Below are 14,371 nucleotides of genomic sequence, written 5' to 3' on the forward strand. Positions count from 1 at the left end.
ACTGAGATAAATTTTCAGTTGTTTAAAAATCCCCCTACGAATGTGATTGCATTTTTAGGGGGATTTTTTGTATCTAATGACCAAGCACAATGTGCGAAAGCGCACACAGATAAGCTTGTTATTTATCGATAATTAGCGATTCGTTTAAATATTAAGTGCTTTTTTTTGTTTCCTTTCTAGTTTTAATATCTAGTTATCAATCTTGGTTTGGGTTTTATTTGATGCTTTAAGCTAATAGTTGGTTTTTTGGCATGATTGTCGGATAACAGGTGTTAGACCAGATGATAATAAAGCGTTAAAGTTGTTTCGTATTACTGTTTGTTGTTATCACGACAGACAGCCATAGCCGAAAAAGTGGAAGTATTTCGAATTAGGCTACGAATAAGCCCTAGACTATGAAAAACCAGCCCAACATGTTCACCAAATATGATTGGAAACTGGTGAGGAGAGCAATATGACAACAAAACCTGAAACAGCAATGTTATCCGGCGCTGAGATGGTGGTGCAGTCTCTAATTGAAGAGGGTGTAGAACAAATCTTTGGTTATCCAGGTGGTTCTGTACTTGATATCTACGATGCGCTGCATGCTAAAACTGCTGAAATTAAGCACGTATTAGTACGACACGAACAAGCCGCTACCCATATGGCAGATGGCTATACTCGTTCTACCGGTAAACCGGGTGTAGTACTTGTGTGTTCTGGTCCTGGCGCTACCAATACCGTTACAGGTATTGCGACAGCGTACATGGACTCAATCCCAATGATTGTTATTTCTGGTAACGTACCAAATAACCTGATTGGTAACGACGCCTTCCAAGAGTGTGACATCGTCGGTGTATCTCGCCCGATCGTTAAGCACAGTTTCCTAGTTAAGAAAGCGGAAGATATCCCTGAAGTCGTTAAAAAAGCCTTCTATATTTCAACGACAGGACGTCCTGGTCCTGTGGTTATCGATCTACCAAAAGATATCCTAAATCCACAAATCAAGCTTCCTTATGAATACCCTGAAACGATCAAAATGCGTTCGTACAACCCAACGGTTACGGGTCATAAAGGTCAAATCAAGAAGGCACTGAAAGCACTTCTTGAAGCGAAGAAGCCGGTACTTTATGTCGGTGGTGGTGCGGTTATCTCTGAGGCAGATCAACAGCTGATTAAATTGGCTGAAGCACTTAATTTACCCGTTGTAAGTACCCTAATGGGTCTTGGTGCCTTCCCTGGCACTCACAAGAACTCTTTGGGTATGTTGGGCATGCACGGTTTGTATGAAGCCAATATGGCAATGCACAATGCCGATCTTATCTTTGGTGTTGGGGTACGTTTCGATGACCGTACGACTAACAACCTAGACAAGTACTGCCCGAACGCGAAGATCATGCATATTGATATCGACCCATCATCGATCTCTAAGAATGTTAAAGTGGATCTACCGATTGTAGGTTCTGCAGAAAAAGTACTAGAGAGCATGGTGAACCTGCTGATTGAGCAAGGTGGCACTAACGATGCTGAAGCGATGGAAAGCTGGTGGAGTGAGATTAAACAATGGCAAGAGCGTGATTGCTTAGCTTATGAGAAATCTTCTGAGCGCATTAAGCCACAACAAGTTATTGAAACACTGCACAAAGTAACCAATGGCGATGCGTATGTTGCCTCGGATGTTGGTCAGCACCAGATGTTTGCTGCATTGTACTACCCATTCAACAAACCACGCCGTTGGATTAACTCGGGTGGCCTAGGCACGATGGGCTTTGGTCTACCTGCGGGTATGGGCGTTAAGTTTGCTAAGCCAGACGAAGAGGTGGTTGTTGTAACCGGTGATGGCAGTATTCAAATGAATATTCAAGAGTTGTCGACAGCACTTCAATACAACATCCCAGTTAAGATTATTAACCTGAACAACCGTTTCTTAGGAATGGTAAAACAGTGGCAAGACATTGTTTATCAAGGTCGTCACTCTAACTCATATATGGACTCTGTTCCTGATTTTGCTGCAATCGCGGAGGCTTATGGCCACGTAGGTATGCGCATTTCATCTCCGGATGAATTGGAATCAGGTTTGGAAAAAGCACTGGCGATGAAAGACCGTTTGGTATTTGTCGATATCAGTGTTGATGATACCGAGCACGTATACCCAATGCAGATCAAAGGCGAGGGTATGGATAACATGTGGCTAAGCAAAACGGAGAGAACATAATATGAGACACATTATTTCACTACTAATGGAAAACCAACCGGGTGCGCTTTCTCGTGTGGTTGGCTTGTTTTCTCAACGTGGCTACAACATCGAGTCATTGAACGTATCTCCAACTGATGATCCAACACTTTCTCGTTTGAACGTGACGACTAACTCAAGCGAAATGCAGCTAGAGCAGATACAGAAGCAGCTGCATAAGCTGATCGATGTACTTAAGGTACAAGAGGTCTCTGAGCTTGAACACATCGAACGTGAACTTCTGATGGTAAAAGTACGTGCGAGCGGTTTTGCTCGTGCAGAAGTGAAGCGCACAGCGGATATTTTCCGTGGTCAGATCGTTGATGTAACGGCTTCTCAATACACGGTGCAAATGGCGGGTACGAGCGAGAAGCTTGATGCTTTCATTCAGGCTTTGTCTGAAGTTACGGAAGTGCTTGAGGTAGCGCGAAGTGGCGTGGTTGGTATCGCACGTGGTGAACGAGCGCTGAAAGCCTAGACAATAAGTCTTTATAAAATAGCTTTAAAGCCGCTTTTTTAAGCGGCTTTTATTTTGTTAATTTTTTAGAGTGCTATAATCCCGCGCTCGACTTCCATTCACCTGAGTTAGCAATGAGAACTAAAAAATCAATAATTACATTGCTGATGATCTCTATCACACTGTCTTCTGCTGTAGGGTTGTATTATTTACAACGCTACCAAGACGTTAAAACTCAGAGTTTCAATGAGTCTGCAAAACAAGCCCTTCATCAATTGGTCTACGCTGAGCGAGACTACAACCTTCTAAAATCTCAATTAGTCTCTGTTATGGAGTTACTCAGCCATAGCCAGAGCTTGGTTAATTTCGCCTCTTCTCCATCAGACCAAACTAAAAACCTGCTTGAAGAGGTGTGGCAGTCTGTTCTAGTGAACCAAAAATGGTACACACAAATTCATCTGCTTGATATTACGGGTAAAGAGCTGGTGCGTGTGAACTATTCGTCTGCAACAGGTGAGGTGACGTTGCCTCAACACCTACAAGATAGATCGGAATCGAGTTACTACCAATTCGCACAAGGCTTGGAACGCGAAGAGATTGGCGGTTGGGGAATAGAGCTTGAAACCGAACACGGCGAGTTAACCTATCCTTATAAACCAGTTCTGCGAGTCTTTACTCCCGTTGAAACACCAGAAAAGCGTGTTGGTTATCTTGTGATTAATTTGGATGTTTGGGGGCTGTCTTCGCGTCTTAATTTCTCACCGGATTATGATTTTCGATCAGAGGTTGTCAACGAGTCGGGCTACTACATTGCGAGTAACAACAGCAGTAAGCTTTTCGGTGATTCCGTTCTAGAGAGAAAGAGCTTCAACCTAAAAAATATCGCACCCAAGACATGGGAAGCGATTTCTCGTGAACAAATGGGCACTGTATTTGAAGACGGTAACCTGTTCGCGTTTAACACCGTCAAGCTCGCGAATAATCAAGAAATGCACCTGTTGATCCATCTGAACGAGAAACAGCTTCTTGATCGCGCTGAGCGTGATTTGAATGATCTTGCCCACGAAGAGATCATTGTTCTATTTACGGTGCTGATTTTCGCCTTTCCATTTGCTTATCTGGTGACGCACTATCGACGTCGCAGCTTAGAAAGTAAATTAGCACGTGCGGCATTGAACGGCATGTCGGCGGTGATGATCTCTGACAAGCAACATCGTGCCATGATGATCAATAACGAATTTGAAAATATGACGGGTTACAGTAAAAACCAAGTCATCGGTCACAATGCCTTACAGTTGCTGCTGGAAAATACCGAGCAGGTGCTCTCTAGTGAGTCCATCTGGCAGCATCTAGAGCAAGAGGAAGTATGGGAAGGTGAGGTGTTGTGTAAGAACAAGCTTCGCATTCCTTTTACCGCCATCATGCGAGTCCATGCGGTCAAAAACAATTCGGGTAAAGTGAGCTATTACATTACCTCGTTGGTTGATATCTCGGTAAGGAAAGAGCTCGAAGTGCGTCTACGTTTTCTGAGTGAGAGAGACGCTTTGAGTAACCTCTGGAACCGACGTAAGTTCGAAGAACAGCTAGCTTACTATTCTCGCTTGGTTGAGCGTTATCCTAATGAAGCCACCACTTGTTTAGCCTTAGTCGATATCGATAACTTTAAGCGAATCAATGATGAGCTTGGCCACGATGAGGGTGACCGTGTGATTGCGCGTGTTGCTGGTCTTCTGCAAGATAGCCTTCGTAGTACTGATTTTGTTGCTCGTGTTGGAGGAGAAGAGTTCGCGTTGCTGATGCCACACACGTCTCTGCCGGAAGCGAAGCGAGTATTGGACCGATTACGAATTGAGATAGAGCTAGCCGCCGGTACTAAGGTGACGGTGAGTGTTGGCTTTACGGATTTAACCAGTAACAGCACTCGCTCATACAAATGCGCCGATGTCGGGCTTTATGAATCAAAATCCTCTGGTCGCAATACTGTTTCTATGTGTCCTAGCCATGCTGATGTTGCTTAGGTTTCTGCCTACTTAACTTCTTTTCTTCTGCCTGCTCCATTTCTTTAAACTGCTTTCCGATTGATTCTTCCTTCCCTTCTTTTTATTAGGAATCTCACTTTTGAGCGACTTATGTCACAAAATCTATACAGTTAGACTAAAGTCTAATGTTGGTGATAATTTGAGCTAAACTGAACAATAAGTAAACTACCTTGCTTCAGATTACACCGTGCTTAACGGTGTAATAAATAGAGTGTTTACCAGATGTAGAAGGATGACGCCGTTAACTTAATTCAACTGATTAGCTAGCTTTTTCAATGATTTGAAAGGCAGCAGTAGAACTAGGTTAGCTGGAGCAAGAGTTTGGGGATCATACAGTCTGGTTAAAAGAGGCGTGGTATGTTTGTCGATTTTTTAGTGAGGTTAACCATAGGCACATTAGCCATTCTTGGCTTTCAATTGAGTGCTTTGTATTTTTTACCTATGGTTGTGCTGCTCAATACTCATCACAAAGAGTTTTTTGGGTGGTAGTTCAGTCGTGGTACTGGAAACAAAAAAACGGAGCCATTGGGCTCCGTTTTTATTTGGTTAGAAACTACTTTAGCGTTATGTCGCTTCGATAACTTCTTCAATTCGTTTCATTGAACCTAGTAAGTGTTGATCAAGCAGTTCTGTCGCTTGTTCTACATTTTTAGATAGTACTAGCTTCATGATCATTTCGTGCTCATCAATATTGAACAGATCATCAGACGCGCTTTCTGCAGACATAGCTAGGAAGCGGTAACGTTTTACTTGGTTAATTAGGTCATCAAAGAACTTAAACATGTTCTCTGAATCTGCACCTTCAAGTAATGCTACATGGAATTGCTGGTGGCGTTCTTCCCACTCAACACAATCAAACTCTTCAGATACGTACTGCACTCGCGACAGTTTGTGGTAAGACGTTAGTACATCCAGTTCCCAACTCTCATCACCCGCTGAAATCGCTTTTTTAAGCAGAACAGATGATACAACACGAAGGCTTTCGTATAGGTCATTCAGTTCTTTCTTTGATACAGGAGATACCCAGCAGCCTTTTTGTGGCTCTAGCTTTACGTATTTGCTCCAAGATAACTGTACCAAGGCTTCGCGAATAGGGGATGCGCCGACGTTGTAGCGTGCTTTTAGATCAGCAACAACAAGCTTTTGACCTGGGGTTAACTCACCATTAAGAATATCTTGGCGAATCATCTTTGATACTTTGTCAGTGAGCGTAGGACTAGACATTACAAACCTCATGTATATTGATTTCTAGTCTGCTAATCCGTCTCTTAGAAAGAGCCAATTGGAAGTTAACAGTACGTAGTTCTATTGTGATTGATAATACAGCGTACTGAAAAGTTAGGCAAGATTTAGTTTCATAAAAAAAGAGGGCCGAAGCCCTCTTTTATATTTTATGCGAATCGGTTCATTCTTATAGAACGTGAACAGATGCCGTGTTTGTAGTACCAGAAGCTACTAGAGCACCAGAAACCATAACTACGATGTCGCCTTTGTTACCTAGGCCAGATTGTAGAGCGATTTCTTTACCGTTGATGTAGAACGCGTCTGTGTTCTCGATAGAGTCAACAAGAACTGGCTTAACACCTTTAGTAAGAACTAGCTGTGCAGCTGTCTTTTCGTTAGTTGTTAGAGCAAGGATGTTTGCAGTTGGGAAGTACTTACGTACTGAACGTGCAGACTTACCGCCTTCAGTTGCAACAACGATTAGAGGAGCAGCTAGCTTCTCTGCTGTGTCTACAGCGCCTTTACATACTGCTTCAGTGATGCGTAGACGTGGGCTGTCTAGACGAGAACCTAGCTCAGCTTTAAGAGCTGAATCAGTGCGGTTCGCGATTTGAGCCATGATAGTTACAGCTTCAACTGGGTACTTACCTTTAGCAGTTTCGCCAGAAAGCATTACTGCATCAGTACCATCCATGATTGCGTTCGCAACGTCACCCGCTTCAGCACGAGTTGGACGTGGGTTGCTGATCATAGAGTCAAGCATTTGAGTTGCAGTGATAACCATCTTACGTGCACGGTTACACTTCTCGATCATCATTTTTTGAGCGAAGATTACTTCTTCTGCTGGGATTTCAACACCTAGGTCACCACGAGCAACCATGATGCCATCAGAAGCTTCAAGGATTGAATCGAAGTTATCTACACCTTCTTGGTTTTCAATCTTAGAAATGATGTGGATGTTTTCGCCACCGTTAGCGTTTAGAAGCTCACGGATTTCTTTAACGTCGTCTTCTTTACGGATGAAAGAAGCAGCTACGAAATCAACGCCTTGCTCACAACCAAACTTAAGGTCAGCTTTGTCTTTCTCAGAAAGAGCTGGAAGTTGAACAGAAACGCCAGGAAGGTTAACACCTTTGTTTTCGCCTAGAGCACCGTTGTTAAGAACTTTACACTTAACTTCAGTTTCTGTTGTTGCGATAACTTCCATTTCGATTAGGCCGTCATCAACAAGGATAGTGTTACCTGCAGTTAGGTCTTTAGCGAAACCTAGGTAAGTTACTGCTACTACGTCTTTGTTACCAACAACTGTTGCGTCAGTTGTGAAAGTGAACTCTTGACCAGCTACTAGATCTACGTCGTTACCATCTTCAAGTTTGATAGTACGGATTTCAGGACCTTTAGTATCTAGAAGGATAGCAAGTTGCTCACCTTTGTTTTCCATTACTTTACGGAAGTTCGCGATACGAGTGCCGTGTTCTGCGAAATCACCGTGAGAGAAGTTAAGACGCATAACGTTCATGCCAGCATCTACTAGTTCAGTTAGCTTCTCTACAGATTCAGTTTTAGGGCCAATCGTACATACGATTTTGGTCTTTTTCATGGAAGGTACTCTCCGGTAAGTATTGTTACAATTTGAAATTTATTTAAGTTCTGAAGATTGGTCCGCTACATCAACATTTTGTGCCTGTTGTGTAAAAGCGCGGGACTTCCAATATGTCCTTCAGAGTTGTAAGTCTTTCATCAATTTTAGTCATTTTATGACTAAAAGATTTTGATTCAACGCTGTGTTTCTGTGACTTATACCAACATATCAGGTGAAAGTTGCAGAAAAATAACGGTCAGTTCTGTAATTTTTTTTCTTTTCGGGTGCGGATTCTACCACCTAATGACTTCAATATCACTGCTTAACAATTGTCTTAGGACAAGGTTTCATCGCTATTTATTAATTTTTTGGATCAAAATAAATGGACTAAATAGTTTCGTTGTAACTATAATATGTTTCATATCGAAACTTACTGGCCTTTTTTAAATGTCGAAACGAAACGCTCAGCTCAGAAGACATGCAATTTCTAACCTAGTGAATGAAAAGGGGGAGGTTAGTGTTGATGAATTATCCGCTAAGTTTGAAACCTCAGAAGTCACTATTAGAAAGGACTTGGCGTCTTTGGAGAAAAACGGTCAGCTTTTGCGCCGTTATGGTGGTGCGATTTCATTACCGAAAGAGGTTGTGAGCGAAGAACTGGGTCAACAAGTTTCGACTCGAAAGATTTCACTAGCAAAAGCCGCTGCAGATTTGATTCGTGACCATAATCGTATTGTGATTGATAGTGGTAGCACGACTGGTGCCCTAATCCAGCAACTTAATACTAAGCGTGGTTTGGTGGTTATGACCAACTCATTGCACGTGGCTAACGCGCTTAATGAGCTTGAAAGTGAACCGACGCTACTCATGACTGGCGGCACTTGGGATACCCATTCGGATTCTTTCCAAGGCAAAGTCGCAGAGTCAGTTTTGCGTGCTTACGATTTTGACCAACTGTTTATCGGGGCTGATGGTATCGACCTCGACAGAGGCACAACCACATTCAATGAGTTGGTTGGCCTGAGTAAAGTTATGGCTGAAGTGTCACGAGAAGTGATCGTGATGGTTGAGTCTGAAAAAGTGGGACGAAAGATCCCCAATTTAGAGCTGGCTTGGAACCACATCGATATTTTGATTACCGATACAGATTTGAGCAAAGAATCTCAAGCAAGTATCGAATCACATGACGTTCGAGTGATCCTGACTGATCCAGCTTAAAACTAATTTTAAATATTATGCATTTAACTTCCTATAATTGATCTGATTAAAGATATGGCCTTTGCTTGCTGCCAATAGGAATAAACAAAATTGATGGAGTAAAACTATGTGTGGAATTGTTGGTGCAGTAGCACAACGTGATGTAGCCGAAATCTTAGTAGAAGGCCTTCGCCGCCTAGAATACCGTGGCTACGACTCTGCAGGTGTCGCTGTGGTGGATAGCGAATCTAACCTAACTCGTGTTCGTCGCTTAGGTAAAGTACAAGAGCTAGCAGACGCGGTAGAAGAGCAACAAGTTATTGGTGGTACAGGTATCGCTCACACACGTTGGGCAACACACGGTGAGCCGTCTGAAGCGAACGCACACCCACACATGTCTGGTGATATTGCAGTTGTACACAACGGCATTATCGAAAACCACGAAGCACTGCGTGCTCTGCTGCAAGAGCGTGGCTACGTGTTTACTTCACAAACGGATACAGAAGTTATCGCTCACCTAGTTGAGTGGGAACTTCGTACTTCTGATTCATTGGTTGAAGCACTGCAAAAAACCGCTAAACAGCTAGACGGCGCGTACGGCACGGTTGTGGTTGATCGCAAAGATCCTAGCCGCATTGTTGTTGCTCGTTCTGGTAGCCCAATCGTTATTGGTTTTGGTGTCGGTGAGAACTTCCTAGCATCAGACCAACTTGCACTACTAAGCGTAACTCGTCGTTTCATGTACCTAGAAGAGGGTGATGTTGCTGAGGTTACTCGTCGTGATGTAACGATATTTGACGTTGCAGGTGAGCGTGTTGAGCGTGAAATCGTAGAATCAAACGCAGAACACGATGCAGGTGACAAAGGTAAATACCGTCACTTCATGCAGAAAGAGATCTTCGAACAGCCAACCGCGTTGATCAACACAATGGAAGGTCGTATCTCTGAAACTTCGGTTATCACTAACGCAATCGGTGTTAAAGCTGAAGAGATCTTGAGCAAGGTTGAACACGTGCAGATCATCGCATGTGGTACTTCTTACAACTCAGGTATGGCTGCTCGTTACTGGTTTGAGTCTCTAGCGGGCGTAAGCTGTGACGTAGAGATTGCTTCTGAATTCCGTTACCGTGATTTCGTTGTTCGCCCGAACAGCCTACTCGTTACTCTGTCTCAGTCTGGTGAAACGGCTGATACGCTTGCAGCCCTTCGTCTTGCAAAAGAGAAAGGCTACATGTCAGCAATGACTATCTGTAACGTTGCGGGTTCTTCGCTGGTTCGTGAATCTGACTTTGCTTTCATGACTCGCGCAGGAACAGAGATCGGTGTAGCTTCAACTAAGGCTTTCACAACTCAACTAGCAGCAATGCTGATGATGGTTACTTCAATTGGTCGTCTACAAGGTCGTATCAATGAAGAAAAAGAAGCTGAAATCGTTAAAGCGCTGCATGAGCTACCAACGGCTATTGAACAAGCTCTAGCATTCGATAAAGAGATCGAAGCACTAGCACCTGACTTTGCTGATAAGCACCACACATTGTTCCTAGGTCGTGGCGAGTTCTACCCAATCGCAATGGAAGCGTCTCTGAAGCTGAAAGAGATCTCTTACATTCACGCTGAAGCATACGCAGCGGGTGAGCTTAAGCACGGTCCTCTAGCGCTTATTGATGCAGATATGCCAGTAGTGGTAATTGCACCAAGCAATGACCTACTAGAGAAGCTAAAATCAAACGTTGAAGAAGTACGTGCTCGAGGCGGTCTACTTTACGTATTCGCTGACCAAGACGCTGGCTTTGAAAGCGATGAGAACATGAAGATCATCAAGATGCCTCACGTAAGCGAAGTTACAGCACCTATCTACTACACAGTACCGATGCAACTGCTGTCTTACCATGTAGCGTTAATCAAAGGTACCGATGTTGACCAACCTCGTAACCTAGCGAAAGCGGTAACCGTTGAGTAATCGACAGATTATCTAAGCAATAGATAATAAGAAGCCCATCCAGTGATGGGCTTCTTTGTACCTGTTACTTTTTTCATGCTACATGGCACTTTAATATCTCGGTGTCGTTACCTTGATTAAGCGTTAAGAGCTTGCTCCAGATCAGCCAAGATATCTTCGATGTGCTCGATGCCTACTGAAAGGCGAATCATCTCTGGTGACACGCCAGCCTGTTTTTGTTCCGCTTCGCTTAATTGACGGTGTGTTGTTGATGCAGGGTGACAAGCAAGAGACTTGGCATCACCAATGTTCACCAAGCGCTTGAAGATTTGCAGCGTATCATAGAAGCGAACACCTGCTTCATATCCGTCCTTCAAGCCAAAAGACAAAATAGCCGATGGCTTACCCTGCATGTACTTTTCAGCAAGCGGGTAGAATTCTGAACTAGGCAAGCCTGCGTAGCTTACCCAACTGACCTTCTCGTGTTGTTTGAGATATTCTGCTACTTTCAATGCGTTCTCTGTGTGTCGCTCCATGCGTAGCGACAGCGTCTCCAAACCTTGCATCAACATGAAAGCATTCATTGGTGACAGTGCGGCGCCTGTATTACGCAGGGGAACCGTTCTAGCACGACCGATAAACGCAGCCTCACCAAATGCTTCGGTATAAACCACACCATGGTAAGAAGGCTCAGGCTGATTAAACACAGGGAAGCGGTCTTTGTGTTCTGCCCATGGGAATTTACCTGAGTCGACAATCACGCCACCTAAGGTTGTACCGTGACCACCAACGTACTTCGTTAGTGAATGAACGACGATGTCAGCACCAAAATCGATGGGCTTACATAGCACAGGTGTCGCGACGGTATTATCGACAATCACAGGCACACCTTGTGCGTGAGCAAGCTCTGCGACACGCTCTAGGTCGATGATATTACCTGCCGGGTTACCGATACTTTCACAGTAAACCGCCTTGGTTTTTTCATCGATCAGCGCCGCTAAGCTTTCTGGTTTGTCGTCTTTAGCAAAGCGAACCTCAATCCCTTGGTTTGGCAGCATGTGAGCAAATAGGGTGTACGTGCCACCGTAAAGCTGAGGGGTTGAAACGATGTTGTCACCGATCTGTGCCAAGGTTTGGATCGCATAGTTGATTGCGGCACTGCCCGCACTTACCACTAAGCCTGCAATACCACCTTCTAAAGCGGCCATGCGTTTTTCTAACACATCATTGGTCGGGTTCATTATGCGAGTATAGATATTACCTGGCACTGCAAGGTTAAAGAGGTCGGCGCCGTGTTGTGCATCATCGAATTCATACGCGACGGTTTGATAGATAGGTGTTGCTACCGATTTGGTAGTTGGATCGGTTTCGTAGCCGAAGTGAATCGAGAGCGTTTCGTCTTTCATGTGTCTTCCCTGAACAATTGAGTAATTTGTGTACATTCATATTGCCGATTTTTCCATAAAAGAAAAGTAAGCTTAGTCACAGAGAGGCAATTGGAATTGTGTGCGAGATGATTCGTAATCGTTAGTAAGTGTAGGGCGTGATTTGTGCGGTTTCAGAAAAGCAAAAAGCCAGAGCAGCATGAACTGTTCTGACTTTTCTAATTTGGTGGCCCCTCCCAGATTTGAACTGGGGACCGAACGATTATGAGTCGTGCGCTCTAACCACTGAGCTAAGGGGCCGTAGGCATAGATTATAGGGGAAGCATTCAGTGGTGTCTAGACACTATAAGGGGCAATTCCGCTTACATCTTAGCCACTTAAATCACACGGATAAAAAAAAGGTGAGCCAAGGCTCACCTTTTCTTATTTATGCTTAAAAGCTAACCACACTTGAGTGTGTGATTACTCGTCTAGGAAGCTACGCAGAGTTTCTGAGCGGCTTGGGTGACGAAGTTTACGCAGTGCTTTTGCTTCGATCTGACGGATACGTTCACGAGTTACGTCGAACTGCTTACCAACCTCTTCAAGAGTGTGGTCTGTGTTCATGTCGATACCGAAACGCATACGCAGTACTTTAGCTTCACGAGGTGTTAGGCCAGCAAGAACGTCTTTCGTTGCACCGCGTAGGCTTGTTGCCGTTGCAGAGTCTAGAGGTAGTTCTAGCGTTGTATCCTCGATGAAATCACCTAGGTGCGAATCTTCGTCGTCACCAATTGGTGTCTCCATTGAGATTGGCTCTTTAGCGATTTTCAGTACTTTACGGATCTTGTCTTCAGGCATTTGCATGCGCTCAGCCAATTCTTCCGGAAGTGGTTCACGACCCATCTCTTGTAGCATTTGACGAGAGATACGGTTTAGTTTGTTGATCGTTTCGATCATGTGAACCGGAATACGGATAGTACGAGCTTGGTCGGCAATCGAACGAGTGATTGCTTGACGGATCCACCATGTAGCGTAAGTAGAGAATTTGTAACCACGACGGTATTCAAACTTATCTACGGCTTTCATCAGACCGATGTTACCTTCTTGGATTAGATCCAGGAATTGTAGACCACGGTTTGTGTACTTCTTAGCAATCGAGATTACTAGACGTAAGTTCGCTTCAACCATCTCTTTCTTCGCACGACGAGCTTTTGCTTCACCGATAGACATACGACGGCTGATGTCTTTAATGCTTTGAACAGTAAGAGACGTCTCTTTCTCGATCATATCCAGTTTTTGGATTGAGCGACGGATATCGTTCTCGTTACGTTTGATCTTTTCTGCGTATGGCTTGTCAGAAGCAAGAACTTCATCCAACCATGCTTCGCTAGATTCGTTGCCAGTAAATAGAGCAATGAAAGATTTCTTCGGCATTTTGCCGTACTCAACCGTTTGACGCATGATTAGGCGTTCTTGAGTACGTACGCGATCCATAGAGTTACGCAGTTCGTTTACTAGGTAATCAAACTGTTTTGGTGTTAGACGGAACTCTTTGAATACGTCTTGCATCATTGTCGTTGCAAGCATAGCTTTCGGGCTTTCATGGCCGTACTCGTTGATCGCTAGTTGACGATTCTGGTAGCTAGTACGAAGTGCTGTGAACTTCTCAAGAGCAAGCTCAGGATCAATACCTGTATCTTCTTCTTCCTCTTCCTCGTCGTCTTCAGCGTCTTCTTTGTCTTCGTCTTCCAGATCAGTTTCAGCAAGTTCTGAACCGATGTGAGTTGCCGTTGGCGCAGCAGTGCCATCGTCATCTGGGTCAACAAAGCCATTGATTAGGTCTGTTAAGCGAATCTCTTCCGCTTGTACGCGGTCAAACTGTTCCAAGATGTATGGAATAGTGCCTGGGTACTCAGCAACAGAAAGTTGAACCGTATTGATACCATCTTCAATACGTTTCGCAATGTCGATTTCGCCTTCACGAGTCAGTAGTTCAACCGTACCCATTTCACGCATGTACATACGAACTGGGTCAGTAGTACGGCCAATCTCGCTTTCTACGCTTGAAAGCGCAGCAGCTGCAGCTTCGGCTGCATCTTCATCTATATTGGCATCGTCATCATTAAGCGCTAGATCATCAGCATCAGGTGCAGTTTCAACTACCTTGATACCCATGTCGTTAATCATTTGAATGATGTCTTCTACCTGTTCAGAATCCACGATTTCTGCAGGTAGGTGGTCGTTTACTTCGGCGTAGGTCAGATAGCCTTGTTCCTTGCCTTTAATAACAAGTAATTTAAGCTGTGACTGCGGATTTTGATCCATAGATGATATCCAACTTCAGGTCTGGTGAA

9 protein-coding genes and 1 tRNA gene are annotated in these 14,371 nt (G+C 44.1%); 5 read left to right on the plus strand and 5 right to left on the minus strand.

Annotation, left to right across the window (positions count from 1 at the left end):
* Window positions 1–454: 454 nt before the first annotated feature.
* From ITG10_RS10175 to ITG10_RS10185, 3 genes are all read left to right on the plus strand, one after another.
* Complete coding sequence (locus ITG10_RS10175; RefSeq protein ID WP_017629395.1) at window positions 455–2,194, plus strand: acetolactate synthase 3 large subunit; 1,740 nt, start codon at window positions 455–457, stop codon at window positions 2,192–2,194.
* Between the two features lies 1 nt (window position 2,195).
* A complete protein-coding gene (ilvN, locus tag ITG10_RS10180; protein ID WP_008219984.1) occupies window positions 2,196–2,690 on the plus strand; it encodes an acetolactate synthase small subunit in 495 nt (164 codons plus the stop codon).
* Between the two features lie 113 nt (window positions 2,691–2,803).
* The gene (locus ITG10_RS10185; protein WP_248386380.1) at window positions 2,804–4,687 is read left to right on the plus strand and encodes a diguanylate cyclase; all 1,884 of its coding nucleotides are present in this window, start codon (window positions 2,804–2,806) and stop codon (window positions 4,685–4,687) included.
* Window positions 4,688–5,272: 585 nt separating this feature from the next.
* On the opposite strand, the gene ITG10_RS10190 is transcribed toward ITG10_RS10185, so the two are convergent.
* Complete coding sequence (locus ITG10_RS10190) at window positions 5,273–5,944, minus strand: GntR family transcriptional regulator (RefSeq protein WP_128644313.1); 672 nt, start codon at window positions 5,942–5,944, stop codon at window positions 5,273–5,275.
* A 175-nt stretch (window positions 5,945–6,119) separates the two neighbouring features.
* Window positions 6,120–7,532 (minus strand): pyruvate kinase PykF, encoded by a 1,413-nt coding sequence (gene pykF / locus ITG10_RS10195; RefSeq protein WP_017104457.1) that lies wholly within the window; start codon window positions 7,530–7,532, stop codon window positions 6,120–6,122.
* 429 nt (window positions 7,533–7,961) lie between these two features.
* Here pykF and ITG10_RS10200 point away from each other — a divergent pair, with 429 nt between their 5' ends.
* The gene (locus ITG10_RS10200) at window positions 7,962–8,732 is read left to right on the plus strand and encodes a DeoR family transcriptional regulator (protein ID WP_026084089.1); all 771 of its coding nucleotides are present in this window, start codon (window positions 7,962–7,964) and stop codon (window positions 8,730–8,732) included.
* 106 nt (window positions 8,733–8,838) lie between these two features.
* A complete protein-coding gene (gene glmS / locus ITG10_RS10205; RefSeq protein ID WP_017629390.1) occupies window positions 8,839–10,671 on the plus strand; it encodes a glutamine--fructose-6-phosphate transaminase (isomerizing) in 1,833 nt (610 codons plus the stop codon).
* A 116-nt stretch (window positions 10,672–10,787) separates the two neighbouring features.
* Here the strand turns inward: glmS and ITG10_RS10210 are convergent, their stop codons facing one another.
* The 3 genes from ITG10_RS10210 to rpoD all read right to left on the minus strand — a co-directional run bounded on the left by ITG10_RS10210 (window position 10,788) and on the right by rpoD (window position 14,342).
* Entirely contained in the window at window positions 10,788–12,056 is a 1,269-nt protein-coding gene (locus ITG10_RS10210) for an O-acetylhomoserine aminocarboxypropyltransferase/cysteine synthase (RefSeq protein WP_248386381.1), read from the minus strand.
* Window positions 12,057–12,259: 203 nt separating this feature from the next.
* Window positions 12,260–12,335 (minus strand) — tRNA-Ile (locus ITG10_RS10215).
* Window positions 12,336–12,497: 162 nt separating this feature from the next.
* Window positions 12,498–14,342 (minus strand): RNA polymerase sigma factor RpoD, encoded by a 1,845-nt coding sequence (gene rpoD, locus ITG10_RS10220; RefSeq protein ID WP_017629389.1) that lies wholly within the window; start codon window positions 14,340–14,342, stop codon window positions 12,498–12,500.
* Between the last annotated feature and the right edge of the window lie 29 nt (window positions 14,343–14,371).

Source organism: Vibrio sp. ED004 (assembly GCF_023206395.1).
In the GTDB taxonomy this organism is placed as follows: Bacteria; Pseudomonadota; Gammaproteobacteria; order Enterobacterales; family Vibrionaceae; genus Vibrio.